Source organism: Pseudomonas sp. SST3, from assembly GCF_003325755.1.
The window spans coordinates 52,440-77,703 of record NZ_QORI02000020.1; the positions used below are offsets into that span (position 1 = coordinate 52,440).

Sequence of the window (25,264 nt, forward strand, 5' to 3'; positions counted from 1 at the left end):
GGCTTTTCTCGATGCTTCGGTGTAGCATAAACGCCAGTTTTTTCAGCGCGGCTCGACTGGAGCACGCTTCTCTAATTGCAACAAAGGCTTATGAGGGCTTTTTATGAATGAAGTCAAGCATTCACGTCTGATCATCCTCGGCTCGGGCCCGGCCGGTTATACCGCCGCGGTATATGCCGCCCGTGCCAACCTGAAGCCGGTCATGATCACTGGCATCCAGCCTGGCGGCCAACTCACTACCACCACCGAAGTGGACAACTGGCCGGGCGATGTCGAAGGCCTTACCGGTCCGGCATTGATGGAGCGGATGCAGAAGCATGCAGAGCGCTTCGATACCGAAGTGGTCTTCGACCATATCCACACCGCCGAACTGCAGCAGCGTCCGTTCATCCTCAAGGGCGACAGCGCCACCTACAGCTGCGATGCGCTGATCATCGCCACCGGCGCCTCAGCTCAGTACCTCGGCCTGCCATCGGAAGAGGCATTTGCCGGGCGCGGCGTTTCAGCGTGTGCTACCTGCGACGGTTTCTTCTACCGCAATCAGGTCGTGGCAGTGATCGGCGGCGGCAATACGGCCGTCGAGGAAGCTCTTTACCTGTCAAACATCGCCAAGGAAGTGCACCTGATCCATCGTCGCGACAAGCTGCGCTCCGAGAAGATTCTGCAGGACAAGATTATGGAAAAGGCGACCAACGGAAATATTCGCCTGCACTGGAACCACACGATGGAAGAAGTGCTGGGCGACGCCAGCGGCGTCACCGGCGTGCGCTTGAAAAGCACCTTGTCGGGTGAAGAACAAAAGCTCGAACTGTCGGGTGTGTTCATCGCCATCGGCCACAAGCCCAACACCGATCTATTCCAGGGTCAGCTTGATATGAAAGACGGCTACCTCAAGATCAAAGGCGGCAGCGAAGGCGATGCTACCTGCACGACGATTCCGGGCGTTTTCGCGGCAGGCGATGTGGCCGATCATGTGTACCGTCAGGCCATTACCTCAGCAGGTGCCGGCTGCATGGCCGCACTCGATGCCGAAAAGTACCTGGATCAGTAACCCACCCTGGGGCGGGCTCCCCGCCCTTTCGTGACTATCAATATGCTCACCTGGCTGCAGCGCGACGATCTGTCATTTCCTCCGTTAGAGAAGGCCATGCACGAGCCCAACGGATTGCTCGCTGCGGGAGGCGACTTGTCGCCCGAACGCTTGCTAGCAGCCTATCGGCATGGCTGCTTCCCTTGGTATCAGGACGGGCAACCGGTGCTCTGGTGGTCACCCGACCCGCGCACGGTGCTTTACCCCGAGGAACTGCATGTCTCGCGCAGTCTGCGCAAGAAGTTGCGGCAAGGCACTTTTAACATCACTTTTGATCGTTCCTTTCGAGACGTAATCGAAGGCTGCGCCGGCCCTCGCAGCTATACCGACGGGACCTGGATCACCACACCGATGCAGAATGCCTATGTGAAGCTGCATCAGCTTGGCGTCGCGCACTCGGTTGAAGTCTGGCAGGACCAACAGCTGGTCGGCGGCCTCTATGGCCTCGCCATGGGTCGACTATTCTTCGGCGAATCGATGTTCAGTCATACGACCGATGCGTCCAAGGCTGGATTCGTGACATTAGTGGAACGTCTCCGAGACTGGGGATTCAAAATGATTGACTGCCAGATGCCGACGCAACACCTGGCCAGTTTCGGCGCGCGAGCCATAGCCCGCCAGGCCTTTGCCGAGACGCTCGCCAAATATCTGGACGAACCCAGTTCAGCCCGATGGGAGCCCTAGTCGACGAAGCCAAGCTGACCTACACTGACTTCAAGATTTATGAGAGCTGACCATGACTTCACTGGCTCGTCTCAAGTTCTACGCCACCCAGCCTCATGCGTGCAGTTACCTGCCCGACGAACAGGCCACCACGCTCTTCCTCGACCCCAGCCAGCCGATGGATGTACAGGTGTACGCTGAACTGTCCGAAATGGGGTTCCGCCGCAGCGGTGATCACCTCTATCGCCCGCATTGCCAGCGCTGCACCGCCTGCATCCCCGCGCGGATACCAGCCGAAGGGCTACAGCTCAATCGTCAGCAAAAACGCATCCTCAAGCGCAACGCCGACCTGACCGTCACCGATGTTCGACCTTCCTTTACCGAAGAGTACTATTCGCTCTACGCCAGCTATATCGAACAGCGCCACGCGGACGGTGACATGTACCCACCGAGCCGGGATCAGTTCCATACCTTCCTGGTCCGCGACCTGCCCTTCTCCCGCTTTTACGAATTCCGCCTGGAAGGTCGCCTGCTCGCTCTCGCGGTGACCGATGTGCTACCGAATGGCCTGTCAGCGGTTTATACGTTCTACGACCCCAACGAGGAGCGCCGCAGCCTCGGCCGCTTCGCCATTCTCTGGCAGGTGGGCGAGGCGGCACGGCTTGGACTGAAGGCAATCTACTTGGGCTATTGGATCAAGAACTGCCGCAAGATGAACTACAAGACCGAATACCGTCCTATCGAACTACTGGTCAACCAGCGCTGGATTACTCTGAGCTGAGCCCTTGGCTCTCGGAACCCTTTCAGGCACAATACTTGCCGCTTTTACCCGCGCATTCTTCGCGCCGGGTCAATCATTGGACACCGAGGGCTTTACTGAATGTCGAAAGAAGACAGCTTCGAAATGGAAGGTACTGTCGTCGACACCCTGCCTAACACCATGTTTCGCGTGGAGTTGGAAAATGGGCACGTCGTTACTGCGCATATCTCCGGAAAGATGCGCAAGAACTATATCCGGATTCTTACCGGTGACAAGGTTCGTGTGGAACTGACTCCTTACGACTTGAGCAAAGGTCGCATCACTTACCGCGCCCGCTAACAGGACGCGAGAAAAAATGCCCGGTAATGACCGGGCTTTTTGTTTGTGCTCGCAGAAACCGAAGCAACCGAACTCTGCTTATCCCTTGAGTACGGGCAGATTCGCCAGGATTTGCGCCGGTACTGCTGCTCACACAGCTATCAAAGAAAACGCCCGGCAATGCCGGGCGTTTCTGTTTCTGCGCAGTATGCGTTAAGCCAACTCGGCTGACGTTTCAAAGTCAAAGAACGGTTCGCCGTCTCGAATATCAACGTGTACCACACCGCCATGTTCGGCCAGCTCACCGAAGAGAATTTCCTCGGCCAGCGGTCGCTTGATCTTTTCCTGAATCAAACGAGCCATTGGCCGCGCGCCCATCTGGGCATCATAGCCGCGCTCAGCCAGCCAACCGCGCGCCGCATCCGACACTTCGAGCGTGACATGCTTGTCTTCAAGCTGCGTCTGCAACTCGATGAGGAACTTGTCGACGATGCTCTTGATGACTTCGTGGCTCAGGCGACCAAACTGAATAATGGTATCCAGACGATTTCTGAACTCCGGCGTGAAGCTCTTCTTGATCACCTCCATCGCATCCGAGGCGTGATCCTGATGAGTGAAGCCAATCGACGCACGTGCTGCGGTCTCAGCACCCGCATTGGTGGTCATAATCAGAATAACGTTGCGGAAATCCGCCTTGCGGCCGTTGTTATCGGTCAGCGTCCCGTGATCCATCACTTGCAACAGCAGATTGAAGACTTCCGGATGCGCCTTTTCGATTTCATCGAGCAGAAGCACGCAATGTGGCTGTTTGGTAATCGCCTCTGTCAGTAGGCCACCCTGATCGAAACCGACATAGCCCGGTGGCGCACCGATCAGCCGTGACACGGTGTGCCGCTCCATGTACTCGGACATGTCGAACCTCACCAGCTCGATACCCAGCGCCCTCGCCAACTGCCGCGCAGCTTCCGTCTTACCGACGCCCGTGGGGCCTGCAAAGAGGAAGGAGCCTACAGGCTTGTCTGGCGCCTTCAGCCCGGCACGAGACAACTTGATGGCAGTAGCCAGCGAATCGATCGCATCGTCCTGACCGAAAACGGTCAGCTTCAAGTCACGCTGGAGGTTGCGCAACAGCTCCTTGTCGGAGGTACTGACATGCTTGGGCGGGATTCGCGCGATCTTGGCGACGATATCTTCGACCTGCTCAACATCGATTCGAGCGACGCGCTTATCTTCCGGCTGCAAGCGCTGATAAGCGCCCGCCTCGTCAATTACGTCGATCGCCTTGTCCGGCATGTGCCGGTCATTGATGTAGCGAGAAGCCAGCTCCGCAGCCGCACGGAGTGACTCATCACTGTACTCGATGCTGTGATGCTGCTCGAAGCGCCCTTTGAGACCGCGCAGTATGCCGATGGTGTCCTCGACCGACGGCTCGGAAACGTCGACCTTCTGGAAGCGACGAGCCAGCGCCCGATCTTTCTCGAAAATCCCGCGGAACTCCTGGAAGGTCGTCGATCCGATGCAACGAATCTCTCCAGACGACAGCAGAGGTTTGAGCAAATTGGAAGCGTCCATCACGCCGCCCGAGGCTGCGCCAGCACCGATAATCGTGTGGATTTCATCGATGAACAGGACCGCCTGGGGACGCTTGCGAAGCTCGTTCAGCAACGCCTTGAAGCGCTTCTCGAAATCGCCCCGATACTTTGTGCCAGCCAGCAGGGCCCCGAGGTCTAAAGAATAGACGACGCTGTCCGCGAGCAGATCCGGCACTTGATTGTCGACGATGCGCTTGGCCAGCCCTTCGGCAATTGCGGTTTTACCAACTCCAGCCTCACCAACCAATAACGGGTTGTTCTTGCGACGCCGCGCCAGAATCTGGGCGACTCGCTCAACTTCGTGCTCACGCCCGACCAGCGGGTCTATACGCCCCTGACGAGCCAGGTCATTGAGATTGCTCGCATAAGCATCGAGCGGATTACCGGAAGCGGCCGACTCACCACCCTCCTCGTCCTGCATTTCCGAATCGCTTTCAGGATTGCCGTTACTACCCGGCACCTTGGAGATCCCATGGGCGATATAATTAACGACGTCGATTCGGGCAACATTCTGCTGCTTGAGCAGAAAGACCGCCTGGCTTTCCTGTTCGCTGAAGATTGCCACCAGCACGTTCGCGCCAGTGACTTCGCGCTTGCCAGAGCTTTGGACATGGAAAACAGCACGCTGAAGCACGCGCTGGAAACCCAAGGTTGGCTGAGTCTCGCGCTCTTCGTCATGTTGGGGAATCAGAGGCGTGGTGGAGTCGATGAACTCCTGTAGGTCATGTCGCAGTTTATCGAGGCTGGCCCCACAAGCACGCAAAACCGTTGCGGCTGCTTCGTTGTCCAGCAAGGCTAACAGGAGGTGCTCGACCGTCATGAATTCATGACGCTTGGTACGAGCCTCCTTGAACGCCAGATTCAGAGTGACTTCGAGTTCACGGTTCAACATATCTTTCACCTCTTACCCAGCAGTCGGGGTTAACCGTCCTTCTCGATCTCACAAAGCAACGGATGCTGGCATTCCCTTGCATATTGATTGACCTGCATCGCTTTGGTTTCAGCGACGTCCCGCGTGTAGACACCACAGACGGCCCGCCCTTCGGTATGAACCGCCAGCATGATCTTCGTGGCAAGCTCCCGATTGTGATTGAAAATTCCTTCGAGCACCTCTACGACGAAATCCATTGGCGTGTAGTCATCATTAAACATGACAACTTTGAACATCGGTGGTGCCTTCAGTTGCGGTTTGGCTTCTTCGACGGCCAAGCCGGACGAGTCGTCATCCAATGGCTTGGGACGGTCCTGATTGAATATTAGTCGAATCTCTGGGGATGCACGCATGGGTATAACGGTTCTAGATCGGGGCGCCGAGGCCGGGTAAGTGGAAAGGCTTCACAGCCACCTGACGAGTCGCCTTGACTATCGGCAAAACGATGATACAAACAGTATGTGCCACAACGGCAACGGGCTGCGCGTGTGGGCCATGAGCTGCATCAGCGCGGAATGAAATGGATGTTACTCCAGTGATGGACTCCTTTGCAGAGGGATAACAGCATGCTAAGCGGTAAGGTCAAGTGGTTCAACAACGCCAAAGGCTATGGATTCATCGTAGCAGACGGCGGCGATGAGGACCTGTTCGCCCACTACTCTGCCATTCAGATGGAAGGGTATAGAACTCTGAAAGCTGGGCAAGCGGTCATGTTCGACATTCTGCAAGGTCCCAAGGGCTTGCACGCAACCAATATTCGGTCGCTGCAGACCACTGCGGAAGTAGTGGCGCCGGCCTCACAAGATTCGACCGTAGACGCCTGATTCAGGCAGCAAAAAGGCCGATCATCGATCGGCCTTTTTGTGTTGCTCCCGCACGCTACATGTGGGAGATCATAGCGTCGCCGAATTCCGAGCAAGACAGCAACGTCGCACCGTCCAGCAAACGCTCGAAGTCATAGGTCACCGTCTTCGCTGCGATAGCGCTCTCGGTCGACTTGATGATCAGATCGGCCGCTTCTACCCAACCCATGTGGCGCAGCATCATCTCGGCCGAGAGGATCAACGAACCCGGGTTGACCTTATCCTGACCGGCGTACTTCGGCGCGGTGCCGTGGGTCGCTTCGAACATGGCCACGGTGTCAGACAGGTTGGCACCCGGAGCAATACCGATGCCGCCCACTTCGGCAGCCAGCGCATCGGACAGGTAATCACCGTTGAGGTTGAGCGTAGCGATCACGTCATACTCGGCCGGACGTAACAGAATTTGCTGCAGCATAGCGTCGGCGATGGTGTCTTTGACGACAATATTCTTGCCGGTCACCGGATTCTTGAATTGCATCCAAGGACCGCCATCGAGCAGCTGCGCACCGAACTCGTCACGCGCCACCTCATAGCCCCACTCTTTGAAGGCGCCTTCGGTGAATTTCATGATGTTGCCCTTGTGCACCAGCGTCACCGAGCTGCGATCGTTATCCACCGCGTATTGCAGCGCCTTGCGAACCAGACGCTTGGTACCTTCCAGCGAAACCGGCTTGATACCTATGCCGCAGTTTTCCGTGAAGCGGATCTTTTTGACACCCATCTCTTCGGTGAGAAACTTGATGACTTTCTCCGCCTCCGGGGAACCGGCCTTCCACTCGACACCGGCATAAATGTCTTCCGAGTTTTCACGGAAGATCACCATGTCGACATCGGCAGGCTTCTTCACGGGGCTGGGCACGCCAGTGAACCAGCGAACCGGACGCTGACAGACGTAGAGATCGAGCTCTTGGCGCAATGCAACGTTCAGCGAGCGGATGCCGCCACCAACTGGCGTGGTCAGAGGGCCTTTGATGGAAACAACATAGTCACGCACGGCCTCCAGGGTTTCCTTTGGTAGCCAGGTGTCCTGGTCGTAGACCTGGGTCGCCTTCTCTCCCGCGTAGATTTCCATCCAGGAGATCTTGCGCTGACCACCGTAGGCTTTTTCAACTGCCGCATCGACAACCTTGATCATAACCGGACTGATATCAACCCCAATCCCATCGCCCTCAATGTAAGGGATGATCGGATTGCTGGGAACGGTCAGGGTGTTATCGGCATTGACGGTAATTTTGTCACCGTTGGCAGGCACCTGGATCTTTTGGTATCCCATGCTGGACTCCGTTTCTATGGTTAAACATTAAACAGCGGTCATCTCCGAAGAGTAACCCAGTTGATTCAGCCGAAACCATATGTGCGTTCGTCTTATGGTCTGGGCATTCTTTGACAACGGGCCGCGGTGATATACTGCTTAGGTGACTAACGAGTCATGAGGGGCCAATCGGTTTCCAACGAGACCTTGCTCCTGACCCGCCAGGATGCCAACCGCAGCCAGGCGGAAAAACGCTCAACACTCTAGTGGTGCTGTATCCAACATCATCGCGGCGGATCTCGAGACTGGCTCACCAAACGCAGCCAGAGCGCCTACCTGCGCACCTCGGGGTTCTGTGCACGCCCAGCAAGAGAGAGTCAACTCTACATGTCCACCCGCTCGAAGATTATCTACACCTTCACCGACGAAGCCCCAGCGCTGGCTACTTATTCGCTTCTGCCTATTGTAGAAGCCTTTGCCGCCTCCGCTGATATCGCCGTCGAAACACGTGACATCTCTCTTGCAGGGCGCATTCTTGCAAGCTTTGCCGATCAACTGGATGCCGGGAAGGCAGTTGACGATGATCTGGCCAAGCTCGCAGAGCTGACCGTTCAGCCCGACGCGAACATCATTAAGCTTCCGAACATCAGCGCCTCGGTTCCTCAGCTCAAGGCCGCCATTGCCGAGCTACAAGCCCTCGGTTACAACATCCCCAACTACCCAGAAGACCCGCAGACCGATGCGGAAAAGGAAGCGCGCGCGCGTTACAGCAAGGTACTCGGCAGCGCCGTGAACCCAGTTCTGCGCGAAGGCAACTCCGACCGCCGCGCACCCGCAGCAGTAAAAGCTTTTGCTCGTAAGCATCCGCACTCCATGGGCAAATGGAGCAAGGCTTCGCAGTCCCATGCTGACTACATGCGTGGCGGCGACTTCTTCTCCAGCGAGCAATCCATCACCATGGAAAACGCTGGAGACGTGCGCATCGAATTTGTCGGCAAAGACGGACAAGTCGAACTCAAGAAGCAGATCCCCCTGCAGCAAGGCGAAGTGCTCGACGGCATGTTCATGAGCTGCAATAAGCTCCGCGCGTTCTTCGAAGAGACGCTGCAGGATTGCAAGGAGACCGGCGTGATGTGGTCCCTGCACGTGAAAGCTACGATGATGAAAATCTCTCACCCGATCGTCTTCGGCCACGCCGTGAGCGTCTATTACAAGGACGTTTTCGACAAGTATGGCGAGCTGTTCAAGGAACTGGGCGTCAACCCGAACAATGGCCTCAGTAGCGTTTACGACAAGATCAAGTCCCTGCCGGATTCGCAGCAGGAAGAGATCCTTCATGACATCCATGCGTGCTATGCCGGTCGCCCGGAAATGGCCATGGTTGATTCGGTCAAGGGCATCACCAACCTGCACATTCCAAGCGATGTGATTGTCGATGCCTCCATGCCGGCGATGATCCGCAGTTCCGGTCAGATGTGGGGCAAGGACGGCAAGCTCAAGGACACCAAGGCCGTAATGCCGGAAAGCACCTACGCCCGCATCTACCAAGAGATGATCAACTTCTGCAAAACTAATGGTGCCTTCGACCCGACCACCATGGGTAGCGTGCCGAACGTCGGCCTGATGGCGCAGAAGGCAGAGGAATACGGTTCTCACGACAAGACCTTCGAAATGACTGCCGACGGCACCATGCGTGTCGTACTCGCCGACGGCACCGTATTGATGCAGCACGAAGTGGAGAAAGGCGACATCTGGCGTGCCTGTCAGACCAAGGACGCTCCGATTCGTGACTGGGTCAAGCTGGCCGTTACACGCGCTCGCCAATCGGACACCCCGGCCATTTTCTGGCTTGACCCCGAGCGCGCCCACGATCGTGAGCTTCAGAAGAAGGTCGAAGCCTACCTGCAGGAGCACGACCTGACTGGTCTGGATATCCGCATGATGGGCTACAACGAAGCGATCCGTGTCAGCATGGAACGTCTGATTCGCGGCCAGGACACCATTTCGGTGACCGGCAACGTGCTGCGCGACTACCTGACTGACCTGTTCCCGATCATGGAACTGGGTACGTCGGCGAAAATGCTCTCGGTCGTTCCGCTGATGGCCGGCGGTGGCATGTACGAAACCGGTGCCGGTGGCTCAGCACCCAAGCACGTACAGCAGCTTATTGAAGAAAACCATCTGCGCTGGGATTCGCTCGGTGAGTTCCTGGCGCTGGCGGTATCGCTGGAAGAAACCGGGATCAAGACAGAGAACATCAAAGCCAAGCTGCTTGGCAAAACGCTGGATGCGGCCACCGGCAAACTGCTCGACAATAACAAGTCTCCGTCACGTCGTACCGGCGAGCTGGATAACCGCGGCAGCCACTTCTATCTGGCGCTGTACTGGGCGCAGGAACTGGCAGCACAGACCGAAGACCTGGAACTGCAGGCCTACTTTGCGCCACTGGCCAAACAGTTGAGCGACAACGAGCAGGCCATCATCGCTGAGCTTGCCGAGGTCCAAGGCAAGCCGGTGGAGATCGGCGGTTACTACCGCTCCAACGCGGAACTGACCAGCCAGGTCATGCGTCCTAGCGCGACCTTCAACAGCGCGCTCGCCTCGCTGGCCTGAGTCGTTCGGCGCCGAGTGGCGCTGCTGTAACGAAAACCCCGGCCTGGCGCCGGGGTTTTCCGTTTCAATTCAGGCGGATCGCTACCGCCAACCTAACAGGACAACCCCATACATGACCTGGCATCCCCATATCACAGTCGCTACGATCGTCGAAACAGATGGCCGCTTCCTTATGGTCGAAGAATCAAAAGGGGGCCGGCTGGTATTGAATCAACCCGCAGGCCATCTCGAATCCGGCGAGACGCTCCGCCAGGCGGCTCTGCGCGAAACGCTCGAAGAAACAGGATGGGACGTCGAGCTAAGCGGCGTAGTAGGGATCTATCTCTATACCGCCCCGAGCAATGGCGTGACCTATCAACGCATCTGCTTCGCAGCCAACGCTGTTCGCCACGACCCGCAACGACAGCTCGACACGGGCATTGTCGGCACTCGCTGGATGACGCGCGATGAACTGGCGGCCCAGCCTGAACGCTGGCGCAGTGAGCTGATCCTGCGCTGCATTGATGACTACCTCGCCGGGCCAACCTACGGCCTCGCCGTCGTCCGCGACTGATCCGCCTTAACCGCTGACTGGGTCAGCCTGTTAGAATTCGCCCTTTGCAGTCAGCCCTGAGTTTCTATGTCTGATTCAACCTCCGCTGCTCCTGAAAACCTGCGCGTCATCGTCGGCATGTCCGGCGGCGTCGACTCTTCGGTTTCCGCCCTGCTTCTGCTCGAACAGGGATACCAGGTCGAAGGCCTGTTCATGAAGAACTGGGAAGAAGACGACGGCACCGAATACTGCACCGCGCGGGAAGATCTGGCCGATGCTCAGGCCGTCTGCGACCGGATCGGTATAAAACTGCACACCGCAAATTTTGCCGCCGAATACTGGGACAACGTGTTCGAGCACTTTCTTGCCGAGTACAAGGCCGGGCGGACACCGAACCCGGACATCCTCTGTAACCGCGAGATCAAGTTCAAAGCGTTCCTTGACTATGCGCTTACGCTTGGCGCGGACATGATCGCGACCGGGCACTACGTGCGCCGTCGTGATATTGACGGACACAGCGAGTTGCTCAAGGGGCTCGACCCGAACAAGGATCAGAGCTACTTCCTTCACGCGGTTGGCGGTGATCAGCTGAGCAAGACGCTGTTTCCGGTGGGAGAGCTGGAAAAGCCCGCCGTCCGGGCACTTGCCGAAAAGCACGGCCTCGCGACGGCGAAGAAGAAGGATTCCACCGGTATTTGCTTCATTGGTGAGCGCCGTTTCAGCGATTTTCTCAAGCAATATCTGCCTGCCCAACCGGGTGACATCGAAACGATCGACGGTGAAGTCATCGGTCGCCACCACGGCCTCATGTACCACACCATCGGCCAGCGCCAGGGACTGGGCATCGGCGGGCTCAAGGATGCGAGTGACGAGCCCTGGTACGTACTGAGCAAGGACCTGGAGCGCAACGTGCTGGTCGTCGGGCAAGGCAACGATCACCCCTGGTTGTTCTCCCGCGCCTTGCTCACTTCGGAGATCTATTGGGTCAACCCGATCGAACTGCCCGAACCTTTACGGCTCACCGCCAAGGTTCGCTATCGTCAGAGTGATCAGACCTGCACGGTGGAGCGGACCGCCAAGGGGTATCGCGCTGTATTCGACGAACCTCAACGCGCCGTCACTCCGGGGCAATCCGTGGTGTTTTACGATGGCGATGTCTGCCTCGGAGGCGGCGTCATCGAGACGGCGGAACCCTGGTTCGCCGGAGTTCGCCCATGACGCCGATGCGGGAACAACTGGTAGCGCTCGGCGCGGTATTCGAAGCCGCGACGCTGGTCGACCGAATCGCTCGGACCGGACAGGTCCCAAATGCTGCGCTCGCCAGCATCCTGGGCAGCCTGCTGGTGCGCGAGGACAAGCCTGCATTGGAGATATACGGCGGCGACGACCTGAACCTGCGCGACGGCTATCGAGCCCTGGTTGGCGCACTTGAGCGCGACACCAGCAGCCTGCAGCGCGAGCCGCTGCGCTACGCACTGGCCATGATAGGACTGGAGCGCCAGCTGGATAAACGCAGCGACCTGTTGCAGGTGATCGGCACTCGGCTGGACCAGATACAGCAACAAGCAGACCATTTCGGGCTGACCCATGAAAACGTAATCGCCTCCTTTGGCGGCCTGTATCAGGACACCCTGAGCACCTTTCGCCAACGCATCCAGGTGCAAGGCGACATGCGCCACCTTCAACAGACCGACAATGCTGCCAAGATTCGCGCGCTTCTCTTAGCTGGAATTCGCTCCGCGCGACTCTGGCGTCAGCTGGGCGGTCATCGTTGGCAGATGGTTTTCAGCCGTCGCAAAATGCTAGACGCGCTTTACCCCATGCTCCGCTCGGAATAAGCCAGGACGAGGCTATACGACAACCGTTCTAGCCAAGGCGGAAGTCATCCCTCTGCTTTCATGTATAATCTGCGCCCTCTTTTCGTTGCCCGACTGTCCGAGAACGCCCTCTATGCAGCTTTCCTCGCTTACCGCGGTTTCCCCTGTCGATGGCCGCTACGCCGGCAAAACCAGCGCTCTGCGTCCAATTTTCAGCGAGTTCGGTCTGATTCGCTGCCGCGTTCAAGTTGAAGTTCGCTGGTTGCAGCGCCTGGCAGCACATGCCGGCGTACCGGAAGTCGCCCCCTTCTCCGACGAGGCCAACGCCCTGCTCGACCAGCTGGCCGAAAACTTCCAGGTCGAGCACGCCGAGCGCGTCAAGGAATTCGAGCGCACCACCAACCACGATGTGAAAGCGGTGGAGTACCTGCTGAAGGAGCAAGCCAAACAGCTTCCCGAACTGGCCAAAGTCAACGAGTTCATCCACTTCGCCTGCACCAGCGAAGACATCAACAACCTCTCCCACGCGCTGATGCTGCGAGAGGGGCGCGACGACGTACTGTTGCCGCTGATGCGCCAACTCGCGGAGGCCATCCGCGCACTGGCGGTAACCCATGCCGACGTTCCGATGCTGTCGCGCACGCATGGCCAGCCCGCCTCGCCCACTACACTCGGCAAAGAACTGGCCAACGTGGTCTACCGCCTCGAGCGTCAGATCGCACAGATCGCCGCCGTCCCCCTGCTGGGCAAGATCAACGGCGCGGTCGGCAACTACAACGCCCACCTGTCTGCCTATCCGAACGTCGACTGGGAAGCCAACGCGCGCGAATTCATTGAGGGTGACCTGGGTCTGTCGTGGAACCCCTACACGACGCAGATCGAGCCTCACGATTACATCGCAGAGCTATTCGACGCCGTCGCACGCTTCAACACGATTCTTATCGATTTCGATCGCGACATCTGGGGCTACATTTCGCTGGGCTATTTCAAGCAGCGTACCGTCGCTGGCGAGATCGGCTCTTCGACCATGCCGCACAAGGTCAACCCGATCGACTTCGAAAACTCCGAAGGCAATCTGGGCATTGCCAACGCGCTGCTGCAGCACCTGGCGAGCAAGTTGCCGATCTCCCGCTGGCAACGTGACCTGACCGACTCGACCGTGCTGCGTAACCTCGGCGTCGGCTTTGCACACAGCGTCATTGCCTACGAGGCGAGCCTCAAGGGCATCGGCAAGCTGGAGCTCAACGAAGCGCGCATAGCCGAGGACCTCGACGCCTGCTGGGAAGTGCTGGCCGAGCCGATTCAGACCGTCATGCGCCGCTACGCCATCGAGAACCCCTACGAGAAGCTCAAGGAGCTCACCCGGGGCAAGGGCATCAGCCCCGAGGCCCTACAGGCATTCATCGATGGCCTCGAAATACCGGCCGAAGCCAAGGCAGAGCTACGCAAGCTCACCCCGGCCAGCTACATCGGCAATGCCGCGGCCCAAGCCGCGCGGATCTGAACGCCCTCTTCTTTTTGCACGCCCGGCTGTGCCGGGCGTTTTTATTTGCAGCTCTGTAACAGAGCAAGGTACCTGGCATGACTTCCGATATCCCTTTGCAAATTCTCGGCGGCATCAGCTCGCGCGAGTTCCTGCGCGATTACTGGCAAAAAAAGCCGCTTCTGATCCGCCAGGCAATCCCTTCGTTCGAAAGCCCGGTGTCCCCGGACGAACTGGCCGGCCTTTCACTGGAAGAGGAAGTCGAGTCGCGCCTGGTCATTGAGCATGGTGAAACCCCCTGGGAGTTACGTCGCGGGCCGTTCAGCGAAGATACTTACCAGAGCCTGCCAGAGCGCGATTGGACCTTGCTGGTCCAGGCGGTTGACCAGCTGGTTCCGGAAGTCGCTGAGCTCATCGAACACTTTCGCTTTTTACCCAACTGGCGAATCGATGATGTGATGATCAGCTTCGCGGCGCCGGGTGGCGGTGTCGGCCCTCACTTCGACAATTACGATGTATTCCTGTTGCAGGCCCATGGCCAGCGCCGCTGGCGCGTCGGACAGATGTGCGACGGCGACAGCCCGGTACTTCAACACGCCGACTTACGTATCCTCGCGGACTTCCAAGGCACGGATGAATGGGTCCTCGAGCCCGGCGACATGCTCTATCTACCGCCGCGCCTCGCGCATTTCGGTACAGCCGAAGATGCTTGCATGACCTACTCGCTGGGCTTCCGAGCACCCAGCGCAGCAGAAGTGCTGACTCACTTCACAGACTTTCTAGCGCAGTTCCTGCCCGAGGAAGAGCGTTACAGCGATGCCGACCTGGTCCCGGTCGAAGACCCGCACCAGATTCAAAACGATGCGCTGGAGCGGCTGCGAGCCATGCTCGCCGAGCATATGGGTGATGAGCGTCTGTTACTCACCTGGTTTGGTCAGTTCATGACTGAGCCTCGCTACCCCGAGCGCGTACAAGGACCCGAAATCGAAGAGCAGGAGTTGCTCGCCACGCTGAATGATGGCGCCATACTGGTGCGAAATCTGAGCGCCCGACTGGCCTGGAGCGAAGTGGACATCGGCTTGCTGCTGTTCGCCAGTGGTCAGAGCCGACTGCTTCCGAGCCACTTGCGGGATCTGCTGAAGCTGATCTGCTCGGCGGATGCGCTGCATAAAGAAAACCTCGCTGCCTGGCTGAGCGACGAGGATGGGCGTAATCTGGTGTGGCAATTAGTCAAACAGGGAAGTCTGGAGTTTGCTGATGAGTGAGATAGAGGTTCGCATCGCCGACTGGCAGCAGGACAACGCCGAACTACGCCGGATCCGTGAGACCGTGTTCATTGCAGAGCAGTCGGTACCGCCTGAACTGGAGTGGGATGCGGACGATGCAGAGGCGGTCCACTTTCTGGCACTGGAAAGCGGTTATCCAATCGGTACCGCGCGATTGCTCAGCGACGGTCACATCGGACGTGTTTCGGTCCTTCGCGATTGGCGCGGTATGAACGTCGGAGGCGCCTTGATGCAAGCTGTGATCAAGGAGGCCGAGCGTCGCGGCCTCAGCGAACAGCGACTCACCGCGCAGGTCCATGCCACCGCGTTCTACGAACGACTTGGTTTCGAGGTGATCAGTGATGAATTCCTCGAAGCAGGCTTACCCCATGTCGACATGCTTCGCAAGAGCGGCTGATCTCGCATGAACGCCGACGACCCGGATCGTTCGAACATCGCACCTGAGCTGGCGGCGATCGAGTTCCAATCGCCGGGTCGCTTCATAGTCCACAACCCGCCTGCGTCAGCGGATCAACCGGATCAGTGGCAGCCCGCCCCCTTTGTGCTTGGGACTGTAACAACGATCCAGCGATTCGAATCTCCCGATGATGCTCGCCGGCATGCACTCGCTCTGCTCGGCCAGGCGCAGCGCACTCTGACGCTTTACAGCCCTGACTTCGAGCCCTTGCTGTACAACCACAGCAGCATTCAGCAGGCTTGTGTGCGCTTTCTCCTGACGCACCCGCGCAACCAACTGCGCGTCCTGCTCAAGGATTCTTCTCGAGCCGTCAAACAGGGTCACCGCTTGCTCAACCTGGCACGCCGTTTGAGCAGTAACATGCATATTCGCAAGCTTCACCCGGATTATCCCGCGCAAACCTGCGCCTTTCTTGTGGCGGATGGCTGCGGCCTGCTGGTTCGCCCTGAGCCGGATCAGTTCATTGGCTATGCGCTTTATCGGGACCCCGGACGTGCGCGCCAGCTTCAACGACAATTCGACACGGCCTGGGATCACAGCCTGTCCGATCCCGACCTGGGGAGCTTTCTGCTATGACTCGCTGCTTTCTCGCCGCCCTTTCGCTGCTGGCCAGCCTATCGCTTCAAGCTGCGACCGAAGTGATCCCGCTGAACTTCCGCCTGGCCGAAGACGTTCTGCCGGTCGCACAATCCGTTGTCGGCGATCAGGGCAAGGTGAACGCCTACGGCAATCAGCTGATCGTCAACGCGCCCTCCTCGGTGATTAGCGAGCTGCGTAATGTGCTGTCGCAGCTGGATAACGAACCCCGAAGGTTGCTCATCAGCATCGATACGCAAAACTCGGCAGCGGGCGACGAGAGCGGTCACCGCGTCGACGGTTCGATCGGCGTCGGCGATGTCGAGGTCCAGACGGGACGTGGCGAGAAGAACGGCCGTGATCAGGTGCGTATCATCCGGCGCAGCACGACCAGCCAGGGCAGTGGCGTTCAGCAGGTTCAGGCAACCGAGGGGTATCCGGCGCTCATTCAGGTGGGTCAGAGCGTGCCGATCACCACCAGCGGCACCGATAGCTACGGCCAGATTTATCAGCAGACCCAATTTCGCGACGTCACCCGCGGATTCTATGCCACGGCGACGGTGCACGGGGATCGCGTACAGGTAACCATCAGCAGCCGCCAGGATCGCATGAGCTCTTCCCGCCCAGACACCATCGACATTCAGGAGACCGATACCCGCGTCAGCGGACGACTCGGAGAATGGATTTCCCTCGGCGGAATCGACGAGAGCGCCACTTCCAATCAGAGCGGGAGCCTGCGGCGCTATTCCACGCAGGGACGCCAAGACCTTTCGCTACGACTGAAAGTAGACACGCTGAATTAGAATAGTTCGGCCGTCCTGCCACAATCCCGCGAATTATGTAGTGACCTCAAAAAAGCACTACAAAACGTTTGACGAACGTTTTTCGTCAGCGCATTATGGCCCCGCTCCCGCTAACCAGGGGCCCTGGCAAGGGTCTCCGGACCGCACTCAGCCAACCAGCAGAGGCGTTCCGTGACTGTACTGCCCACAAGGCGGACTGACGAGGTTGCGACTGGAACGAGTCGTCCTGAGGGACGGGGAAGCGATTAACGCATCAGCTCGAGACATCAGTACTGCTGAGTCACGCAACGGCCTCTGCCACTGCGCGCCGGAATGCCACGATCATTCCGCAGCCAGCCGACGTCTTTCGCGATCGTAACTGCACACCCCTCCTCTCCTTGGTTCAGTCCTCGTCCCGGTCGGTATTTCGACGCTCTGCCGCGTGTTGTCCGCATGATCAGCGCTAGCACGTAGGTTTCGGTGGGAAAAGTCGGTGCTCAACCAAACACGAATTTTTTTGAAGGATTGACCATGTCCGCTTATCAAAACGACATCAAGGCCGTTGCCGCTCTGAAAGAAGTAGCTGGAAGCAGCTGGAGCGCTATCAACCCTGAATCCGTCGCTCGCATGCGTGCTCAGAACCGTTTCAAGACCGGTCTGGAAATTGCCCAGTACACCGCCGACATCATGCGCAAGGACATGGCTGAGTATGACGCCGACTCCTCCGTCTATACTCAGTCGCTGGGTTGCTGGCACGGTTTCATCGGTCAGCAGAAGCTAATCTCCATCAAAAAGCACCTGAAGACCACCAACAAGCGCTACCTCTACCTGTCCGGCTGGATGGTTGCTGCTCTGCGTTCCGAGTTCGGCCCGCTGCCCGACCAGTCGATGCACGAAAAGACTGCCGTTTCCGATCTGATCGAAGAGCTCTACACCTTCCTGCGTCAGGCCGACTCCCGCGAACTGGACCTGCTGTTCACCGCCCTGGATGCCGCTCGTGAAGCTGGCGACACCGCCAAGGCTGCTGAAATCCAGAACCAGATCGACAACTACGAAACTCACATCGTCCCGATCATCGCCGACATCGACGCCGGCTTCGGTAACCCGGAAGCCACCTACCTGCTGGCAAAGCGCATGATCGAAGCAGGCGCTTGCTGCATCCAGATCGAGAACCAGGTCTCCGACGAGAAGCAGTGCGGTCACCAGGACGGTAAAGTGACCGTTCCTCACGCCGACTTTCTCGCCAAGATCGCTGCCGTTCGCTACGCGTTCCTGGAGCTGGGCATCGACAACGGCGTAATCGTTGCGCGTACCGACTCCCTGGGTGCCGGCCTGACCAAGCAGATCGCCGTAACCAAAGAGCCAGGCGACCTGGGCGACCAGTACAACTCCTTCCTGGATTGCGAAGAAATCACCGAAGCCGAACTCGGCAACGGCGACGTCGTGATCAAACGCGAAGGCAAACTGCTGCGTCCGAAGCGCCTGCCAAGCAACCTCTTCCAGTTCCGCAAAGGCACTGGCGAAGCTCGCTGCGTACTGGACTGCGTCACTTCGCTGCAGAACGGTGCCGATCTGCTGTGGATCGAAACCGAGAAGCCGCACGTTGGTCAGATCGCTGCCATGGTTGACGAAATCCGCAAGGTTATCCCGAACGCCAAGCTGGTCTACAACAACAGCCCGTCCTTCAACTGGACCCTGAACTTCCGTCAGCAGGTGTTCGATGCGTTCGTTGCTGAAGGCAAGGACGTTTCGGCCTATGACCGCGCCAAGCTGATGAGCGTCGAATACGACGAGACCGAGCTTGCTCAGGTTGCCGACGAGAAGATCCGTACCTTCCAGAAGGACGGCTCCGCTCATGCAGGCATCTTCCACCACCTGATCACTCTACCGACTTACCACACCGCCGCGCTGTCCACCGACAACCTGGCTAAGGGTTACTTCGCAGAAGAAGGCATGCTTGCATACGTCAAAGGGGTACAACGCCAGGAGCTGCGTCAGGGCATTGCCTGCGTCAAGCACCAGAACATGGCTGGCTCCGACATCGGCGACAACCACAAGGAGTACTTCGCTGGCGAAGCTGCTCTGAAGGCAAGCGGCAAAGACAACACCATGAACCAGTTCCACTAATAATGGATTCAAACCCGGCTTGCGGTCCGGGTCGGTAATGTGAACGAAACCTCGGCATCGCCGGGGTTTCGTTTTGTTGGCAAACGGTCAAACGGACCGCTTGTCGCCGCCCACGCGACTGTCATTAAGCTGTCGCATGCCCCACCTAGCGTCACAGTTCCGTCGATTAACCAATGGAGCTGCGTCGTGACTGACGATACCCACAAAACAATGTTCGGCAATGGCGATGAGCTGCCCAGCAACCGTTCAGCCAACCCTCATATTCAAGATCTCGTCAGTTTAGGGCGACGCAAGGTGCTGACCGGCGGCGCAGCTATTGGCGCGCTTGCCTTTCTAGGCGGTATCCCTGCGATTGCCGGGGCAGCCGAGCCTACCGGCACTGGCGGTGGATTGTCTTTCCAGCGACGCACCCGCCTCCCATTCGGTGCGGTGGGCATAACCAGAGCCGATACTGTCACGGTCCCATCTGGCTATTCCGCGAAAGTCTTCATTCCCTGGGGTACGCCTATTTGCGGAAGCTACCCGGGTTATCTGGAAGACGCCAGCAACACAGCGGAACAGCAAGCGCAGCAGACTGGCATGCACCATGACGGCATGCATTTTTTCCCCATGGATGCAAAGTTCAAGGGACGCAAGAGCGATCATGGACTGCTCGCGCTGAATCATGAGTATATAGATGCGCCTTTACTTCACCGAAATGGCCCCTCTGTGGTTAACGGCAAACGCGTCGACGCCGATGAAGTCCGGAAGGAGATCAACGCTCATGGTGTATCGGTCGTGGAGATCCGCCGCAACGCCCGTGGCGAATGGGCAGTGCTGCCGTCGGCTCGTAACAGACGCATCACTGGCGCAACCCCTATGCGGATCGAAGGCCCAGCACGCGGCCATGAGCTGATGAAGACCCGCTATAGCCCAAGCGGAACCTCCACTCGGGGTACGTTGAATAACTGCGCGAACGGCTATACCCCTTGGGGGACTTACCTGACCTGCGAGGAAAACTGGGCTGGCTATTTCGCGAGCCGAGACACCGAACTCCCGCGCCACTTGCAGCGCTACGGACTACGCTCTACGAGCCGCTACGGTTGGGAGACAATTCAGGGCGATGAATTCCAGCGTTTCGATGCTACGGTTTCCGCCGAGGACCCCCGAGCCGACTATCGCAACGAGCCCAACACCTTTGGCTGGATCGTCGAAATCGATCCGTTCGATCCCGACTCGACACCTGTGAAGCATACTGCTCTGGGTCGTTTTGCTCACGAGGGGCTGGTGTTTGCGCCGGCCAAACCTGGCTGGCCAGTCGTATGCTATTCCGGCGACGACTCGCAGAACGAATACATCTATAAGTACGTCAGCCGCGACAGGTACCGCCCTCTGCGCAGCGATAGCCGCCTCCTCGATGAGGGCACGTTGTATGTCGCTCGTTTCAATCCGGACGGCAGCGGAGACTGGCTACCACTGGACTTTGACGATGCGGGATTTCAGCAGGCGTGCGCCGCGGCCAACGTCGTATTTGCTGACCAAGGCGATGTGATGATCAATACTCGCCTCGCTGCCGATGTCGTCGGGGCGACTAAAATGGATCGCCCGGAATGGGGCGCCGTGCATCCCGACACGGGCGAGGTGTATTTCACGCTGACGAACAATAGCGCTCGAGAGGATGCGGAGGCGGCAAACCCTCGCGCACCGAACCGCTACGGGCACATCATTCGTTGGCGCGAAGCCGGACGAAACCACGTTGGCACGCAGTTCAAGTGGGACCTTTACCTGCTCGCCGGGCCACAAAGTGATAGCCGCGATCCACGTGGAGGGCCGCTGAACGAAGACAACATTCTGGCAAGCCCGGACGGACTCTGGTTCGACAATGACGGGCGGCTCTGGATCCAGACAGACATGAGCGGAAGCCAGCTGAGCACCGGCCCCTTCGGCAACAATCAGATGCTGGTGTCTGACCCGAGATCAGGCGAAACCAAGCGATTCCTCGTTGGACCGAAGGGGGCCGAAGTAACCGGTATTACCGCGACCCCCGACTTCCGCACCCTATTCGTCAATATTCAACATCCTGGCGAAGGCTCAACGTCTACTGACTACACGAGCGTATGGCCCGATGGTCCGGGTCGCCGCCCACGCTCGGCGACGGTAATCATCAGCCGTGACGATGGCGGACGAGTGCTTTAGCCTGATGGTGCGTCCGGCACAGCCGGGCGCACTAGACCGACGATTTTCCTTCGGCTGTGGTAAACAGTCCCCAACTAGACATGAATAGCGCAGCGATAAGAGGGCCGATCACGAAACCGTTCAGGCCGAATAGTGCGAGCCCGCCCAACGTCGAGATTAATACCAGGTAATCGGGCATTTTAGTGTCCTTGCCCACGAGAACTGGCCTCAGGATGTTATCAACCAGGCCAATCACCAGGATTCCATAAAGCGTAAGGATCACGCTCTGGATGATCATCCCGTTCATCAAGAAATAGATCGCTACTGGCGTCCATATAAGCCCTGCGCCGATCGCTGGGAGCAGAGACAAGAACGCCATAAGTACACCCCAGAGCAATGCCGCCGGAATGCCCAGAATGGCAAAGATCACTCCGCCGAGAACTCCTTGGGTGGCCGCCACCACGATATTGCCTTTTACGGTCGCTCTGACCACTCGAGTGAATTTGCTGAACAGCCGGCGTTTCTGATTGTCGCTCAATGGCAGCGCTCGCCTGATCAGCACCACCAGTTCCCGTCCATCTCGAATAAGAAAGAACAGTAGATACAGCATCACGAAAAAGCTGACGAGAAACTGAAAGGTTCCCTGACCAAAACTGAATGCTTTGGTCGCAAGAAACTGACTGCCTTCTAGCGCGCCACTTGCAAGGCGTTCGCGTATCTGATCGACGTCACCAAGACCAAACCGCTGCAGTTGTAGCTGAAACGACGCGGGCAACAATTCTCTAGCGTCGCCGACGAAACTATCTATATCGAGCTCACCGCTCTCAATCTGTTTGTAAAGCGAAGATCCCTCCTGAACGAGCAGACCTGTAATCAGAATAACCGGCAGTACCGCAACAACGAGACACACCAGTAAGGTAACCAGCGCAGTCAGATTTCGTCTGTTACCTAAATGAGGCGAGAGGCGGCTTTGCAGCGGCGCGAAGATGATGGCCAGAATGACGGCCCAGAATACCGCACCGTAATACGGGAACAGTATCCAGCCGAATGCAATGCTTACGACGAGTAACAGAGCAAGAAACACTTTCTGCTCAAGGGTGGCGTTCACTATCTGCATCCTATCGCTGCGGCTGTATCTATTAGTCAGCGATTGCCGTAAGGAGTGCTGAATCGAGCGATAGGCAGTGGTGGAGGCGCCGTCTTCGCAACGGCGCATAATCTGAGAGGGTTAAGGGCTAACCCATCATTACAGGGTCATGGCTGCAATCCAGCCAAATGCCAGGAGCGGCAGGTTGTAATGCAGAAAAGTCGGCACGACGGTGTCCCAGATGTGGTTGTGCTGGCCATCCGCGTTCAATCCGGCTGTTGGGCCCAATGTCGAATCGGAAGCAGGTGAGCCCGCGTCACCCAGTGCGCCGGCCGTCCCCACCAGACTGACGATCGCCAATGGACTAAAACCGAGCTCAAGCCCGAGCGGGACAAAAATTGCCGCGATGATCGGAACCGTTGAAAATGACGACCCGATGCCGATCGTGACTAATAGCCCCACCAGCAACATCATCAAGGCTCCGATGGCCTTGCTGTTGCCGATCCATTCCGCAGACGCGTCAACAAGCGTTTTCACCTCGCCAGTCTCGCGCATCACTTCCGCAAACCCAGCGGCGGCGATCATGATGAAGCCGATCATCGCCATCATCTTCATGCCTTCGGTGAATAGGTCATCCGCCTCTTTCCAGCGCACCACTCCAGAGACGGAGAAGATAACGAAACCTATCAGCGCCCCGATAATCATCGAGTCCAACCAGAGCTGGACAATGAACGCTGCAGCTACAGCCAGAGCTGCTACCAACAGCGTGAGCGGACTGTAGCTGGCACCAGTTGTTTGCGATTGATCGACTTTGGCCAGATCATAAGCGCGCGGCTTACGATAGGTGAACATGGCTATCAGCAGGCCTGCCGTCATTCCAAGTGCCGGTATCAGCATGGCCTGGCTCACATTGATTCCGCCGATGTCAGCTCCGCTCTTGGCAACGTTTGCGAGCAGGATCTCCTTCAGGAAGATGCTTCCGAAGCCAACGGGTAGAAACATATATGGCGTGACCAAACCAAACGCCAATACGCATGCAATCAGTCGTCGGTCGATCTGTAGCTTGCTCAGTACATACAACAGTGGCGGGACTAGTAGGGGAATGAAGGCGATGTGAATCGGAAGAATATTCTGCGATGACACGGCGACCGCAAGCAGCAGGCCGACCATCATCCACTTGACCGATCCGCCAGCCTGGGACTCACGCTTGCCGACCATAGCCAGTGCGCGATCAGCCAATGCGTGAGCCAGCCCACTCTTCCCGATCGCTACTGCAAACGCACCAAGCAGCGCGTAGGACAGCGCAACCGTCGCGCCTCCACCAAGTCCTTTATTGAACGCAGCGAGGCTACCGTCCAGTCCCAGCCCGCCCAGCACACCGCCCGCGATAGCACCGGCAATCAGCGCCACAACGACATGGACCTTACACAGACTAAGGATCAGCATGATGCCAACTGCTGCCACTACTGCGTTCATCTTGACTCCTCAAAGCGGCGCGTGCCAGTAAAAAGCCGCGTACTTTGCCTCAAGCTCGCTGGAGTGTCAAAGAGCTATTGCAAAACATCAAACAAGCTCTGCGCTGACTTCCCTTCGCTGGTTATTTAGCTGCGATTTGCAGATACAAAACGATAAGATGCGACGATTCGCTTCTTTTTTTGGACAGATCAATGGAAATATTCAAGGAATTCACGTTCGAGTCAGCGCACCGCTTGCCACATGTGCCCGAAGGCCATAAATGCGGACGTTTGCACGGTCATTCATTTCGGGTCGCGATTTATCTGGAAGGCGAAGTAGACGCGCGCACAGGTTGGATTCGAGATTTCGGTGAGATAAAACAGATCTTCAAACCGCTCTACGATCAGCTCGACCATAACTATCTAAACGACTTGCCAGGTCTGGAAAATCCGACCAGCGAGAACCTCGCAAAATGGATCTGGCACAAGCTAAAGCCACTACTACCGGAGTTGTCGCGGATACGCATCCACGAAACCTGCACAAGTGGCTGTGAGTACCGTGGGATCTAACTGTCTTGTCGAGACAGTTCTGGATAGTTGCCAAGTCGTTTGGCACTCACACTTTATGTTCGATGGTCGAGGCGTCGTTGAGAAGGCGATGGCGCTCCGACGTTTTGACATCAAGACCAGCGCCGCTCTTCAGTCACTTCTCACAGCCGCAACCTAAAATGTTCATCCGCTCGCCGGGCTCTTCCTACAGATAGCTAAAACTTCCGATCCTGACGAGCGCCTCGATAACACATCCTTGGTTATGAAACCGCTCAAGGTAGTTATCTCAGACCCGCTCGTTTGTCGCGAATCCGATACGTGCTATTAGCCTGAGCATGCCAAAGAAGCCTCCACGGCAGTTATCCAGGCGCCGCCAAATCGCTTTTCCGCGACAGGATTCTTCGGGCCATCCTGTCACTTGATCGACTAGTCGGTAACTTGCTGTACAGATCAAGCACCACGCTTTGGGACAGCTTGTTCATAGGGTAGACGACGGCTATCCACCGTAGCAGGCTGGCATTGTCATTCGAACTCGCCGCTAGGCGACCTATGGCTGGGCCGCTTTCTGAGCCCTGCTCGGTCGGGCATGCTGCCAGCCCCAGGAGCCGATCGACTTTTCTTTCGCGCAAAGACAAACCCCCGGCCATCTTTCGATGATCGGGGGTTTGGTGTAGAAGCTTGACGATGACCTACTCTCACATGGGGAGACCCCACACTACCATCGGCGATGCGTCGTTTCACTACTGAGTTCGGGATGGGATCAGGTGGTTCCAACGCTCTATGGTCGTCAAGCAATTCGGTTGGGGAGTCGGTGTTGAGTCGCTTCCCCTAATTGGGTATGTGATGGTGTTTCGGTGTTGCTTTCGCTTTGCGAGCGA

The 25,264-nt window shown here is 57.7% G+C and carries 22 protein-coding genes and 1 rRNA gene; 17 read left to right on the forward strand and 6 right to left on the reverse strand.

The window, feature by feature from the left end; genetic code table 11:
- Positions 1 to 103: 103 nt before the first annotated feature.
- The 4 genes from trxB to infA all read left to right on the forward strand — a co-directional run bounded on the left by trxB (position 104) and on the right by infA (position 2,852).
- Entirely contained in the window at positions 104 to 1,051 is a 948-nt protein-coding gene (gene trxB, locus DQ405_RS18305; protein WP_168425511.1) for a thioredoxin-disulfide reductase, read from the forward strand.
- A 42-nt stretch (positions 1,052 to 1,093) separates the two neighbouring features.
- Complete coding sequence (gene aat / locus DQ405_RS18310) at positions 1,094 to 1,774, forward strand: leucyl/phenylalanyl-tRNA--protein transferase (protein ID WP_168425512.1); 681 nt, start codon at positions 1,094 to 1,096, stop codon at positions 1,772 to 1,774.
- A gap of 52 nt (positions 1,775 to 1,826) precedes the next feature.
- Positions 1,827 to 2,534: an arginyltransferase gene (locus DQ405_RS18315; RefSeq protein WP_168425513.1), complete on the forward strand. Its 708-nt coding sequence runs from the start codon at positions 1,827 to 1,829 to the stop codon at positions 2,532 to 2,534.
- 99 nt (positions 2,535 to 2,633) lie between these two features.
- A complete protein-coding gene (infA, locus tag DQ405_RS18320) occupies positions 2,634 to 2,852 on the forward strand; it encodes a translation initiation factor IF-1 (RefSeq protein ID WP_002553999.1) in 219 nt (72 codons plus the stop codon).
- A 192-nt stretch (positions 2,853 to 3,044) separates the two neighbouring features.
- Here the strand turns inward: infA and clpA are convergent, their stop codons facing one another.
- Together clpA and clpS are read right to left on the reverse strand one after the other, a co-directional pair.
- Positions 3,045 to 5,315 carry an ATP-dependent Clp protease ATP-binding subunit ClpA gene (gene clpA, locus DQ405_RS18325; protein WP_168425514.1) on the reverse strand — a complete coding sequence of 757 codons (2,271 nt, stop codon included), beginning with the start codon at positions 5,313 to 5,315 and terminating at the stop codon, positions 3,045 to 3,047.
- 29 nt (positions 5,316 to 5,344) lie between these two features.
- On the reverse strand, positions 5,345 to 5,707 hold the full coding sequence (gene clpS, locus DQ405_RS18330; protein WP_168425515.1) for an ATP-dependent Clp protease adapter ClpS: 363 nt from the start codon (positions 5,705 to 5,707) through the stop codon (positions 5,345 to 5,347).
- Positions 5,708 to 5,920: 213 nt separating this feature from the next.
- On the opposite strand from clpS, the gene cspD reads away from it, so the two are divergent.
- Complete coding sequence (gene cspD, locus DQ405_RS18335; protein ID WP_168425516.1) at positions 5,921 to 6,178, forward strand: cold shock domain-containing protein CspD; 258 nt, start codon at positions 5,921 to 5,923, stop codon at positions 6,176 to 6,178.
- A gap of 55 nt (positions 6,179 to 6,233) precedes the next feature.
- On the opposite strand, the gene icd is transcribed toward cspD, so the two are convergent.
- On the reverse strand, positions 6,234 to 7,490 hold the full coding sequence (gene icd / locus DQ405_RS18340) for an NADP-dependent isocitrate dehydrogenase (RefSeq protein ID WP_168425517.1): 1,257 nt from the start codon (positions 7,488 to 7,490) through the stop codon (positions 6,234 to 6,236).
- A gap of 366 nt (positions 7,491 to 7,856) precedes the next feature.
- Between icd and DQ405_RS18345 the strand changes: the two genes are divergently transcribed.
- The 11 genes from DQ405_RS18345 (at position 7,857) to DQ405_RS18395 (ending at position 21,317) form a co-directional block, all read left to right on the forward strand.
- Entirely contained in the window at positions 7,857 to 10,082 is a 2,226-nt protein-coding gene (locus tag DQ405_RS18345; protein ID WP_168425518.1) for an NADP-dependent isocitrate dehydrogenase, read from the forward strand.
- A 112-nt stretch (positions 10,083 to 10,194) separates the two neighbouring features.
- A complete protein-coding gene (locus tag DQ405_RS18350; RefSeq protein WP_168425519.1) occupies positions 10,195 to 10,635 on the forward strand; it encodes an NUDIX hydrolase in 441 nt (146 codons plus the stop codon).
- Between the two features lie 66 nt (positions 10,636 to 10,701).
- Positions 10,702 to 11,832, forward strand: coding sequence for a tRNA 2-thiouridine(34) synthase MnmA (gene mnmA / locus DQ405_RS18355; RefSeq protein WP_168425520.1), 1,131 nt, complete (start codon positions 10,702 to 10,704; stop codon positions 11,830 to 11,832).
- A complete protein-coding gene (hflD, locus tag DQ405_RS18360; RefSeq protein WP_168425521.1) occupies positions 11,829 to 12,452 on the forward strand; it encodes a high frequency lysogenization protein HflD in 624 nt (207 codons plus the stop codon). The genes mnmA and hflD overlap by 4 nt, the downstream gene beginning before the upstream one ends.
- Positions 12,453 to 12,564: 112 nt before the next feature.
- Positions 12,565 to 13,935: an adenylosuccinate lyase gene (gene purB / locus DQ405_RS18365; RefSeq protein WP_168425522.1), complete on the forward strand. Its 1,371-nt coding sequence runs from the start codon at positions 12,565 to 12,567 to the stop codon at positions 13,933 to 13,935.
- A 77-nt stretch (positions 13,936 to 14,012) separates the two neighbouring features.
- On the forward strand, positions 14,013 to 15,179 hold the full coding sequence (locus DQ405_RS18370) for a ribosomal protein uL16 3-hydroxylase (RefSeq protein WP_168425523.1): 1,167 nt from the start codon (positions 14,013 to 14,015) through the stop codon (positions 15,177 to 15,179).
- Positions 15,172 to 15,597, forward strand: coding sequence for a GNAT family N-acetyltransferase (locus DQ405_RS18375; protein ID WP_168425524.1), 426 nt, complete (start codon positions 15,172 to 15,174; stop codon positions 15,595 to 15,597). Before DQ405_RS18370 ends, DQ405_RS18375 begins: the two co-directional genes overlap by 8 nt.
- Positions 15,598 to 15,603: 6 nt before the next feature.
- Positions 15,604 to 16,233 (forward strand): DUF7931 domain-containing protein, encoded by a 630-nt coding sequence (locus DQ405_RS18380; protein ID WP_168425525.1) that lies wholly within the window; start codon positions 15,604 to 15,606, stop codon positions 16,231 to 16,233.
- Positions 16,230 to 17,036 (forward strand): secretin N-terminal domain-containing protein, encoded by an 807-nt coding sequence (locus DQ405_RS18385; protein ID WP_168425526.1) that lies wholly within the window; start codon positions 16,230 to 16,232, stop codon positions 17,034 to 17,036. Before DQ405_RS18380 ends, DQ405_RS18385 begins: the two co-directional genes overlap by 4 nt.
- Positions 17,037 to 17,546: 510 nt before the next feature.
- Positions 17,547 to 19,142 carry an isocitrate lyase gene (locus DQ405_RS18390; RefSeq protein WP_168425527.1) on the forward strand — a complete coding sequence of 532 codons (1,596 nt, stop codon included), beginning with the start codon at positions 17,547 to 17,549 and terminating at the stop codon, positions 19,140 to 19,142.
- A gap of 210 nt (positions 19,143 to 19,352) precedes the next feature.
- The gene (locus DQ405_RS18395) at positions 19,353 to 21,317 is read left to right on the forward strand and encodes a PhoX family protein (RefSeq protein ID WP_168425530.1); all 1,965 of its coding nucleotides are present in this window, start codon (positions 19,353 to 19,355) and stop codon (positions 21,315 to 21,317) included.
- A gap of 31 nt (positions 21,318 to 21,348) precedes the next feature.
- On the opposite strand, the gene DQ405_RS18400 is transcribed toward DQ405_RS18395, so the two are convergent.
- Together DQ405_RS18400 and DQ405_RS18405 are read right to left on the reverse strand one after the other, a co-directional pair.
- Positions 21,349 to 22,407, reverse strand: a complete 1,059-nt coding sequence (locus DQ405_RS18400; RefSeq protein ID WP_168425531.1) for an AI-2E family transporter — start codon at positions 22,405 to 22,407, stop codon at positions 21,349 to 21,351.
- A gap of 135 nt (positions 22,408 to 22,542) precedes the next feature.
- Complete coding sequence (locus DQ405_RS18405) at positions 22,543 to 23,859, reverse strand: Na+/H+ antiporter family protein (RefSeq protein WP_168425528.1); 1,317 nt, start codon at positions 23,857 to 23,859, stop codon at positions 22,543 to 22,545.
- A gap of 191 nt (positions 23,860 to 24,050) precedes the next feature.
- Here DQ405_RS18405 and queD point away from each other — a divergent pair, with 191 nt between their 5' ends.
- Complete coding sequence (queD, locus tag DQ405_RS18410; RefSeq protein ID WP_168425529.1) at positions 24,051 to 24,407, forward strand: 6-carboxytetrahydropterin synthase QueD; 357 nt, start codon at positions 24,051 to 24,053, stop codon at positions 24,405 to 24,407.
- A 655-nt stretch (positions 24,408 to 25,062) separates the two neighbouring features.
- Here queD and rrf read toward each other — a convergent pair.
- A 5S ribosomal RNA gene (gene rrf, locus DQ405_RS18415) occupies positions 25,063 to 25,178 on the reverse strand.
- Positions 25,179 to 25,264: the final 86 nt, after the last annotated feature.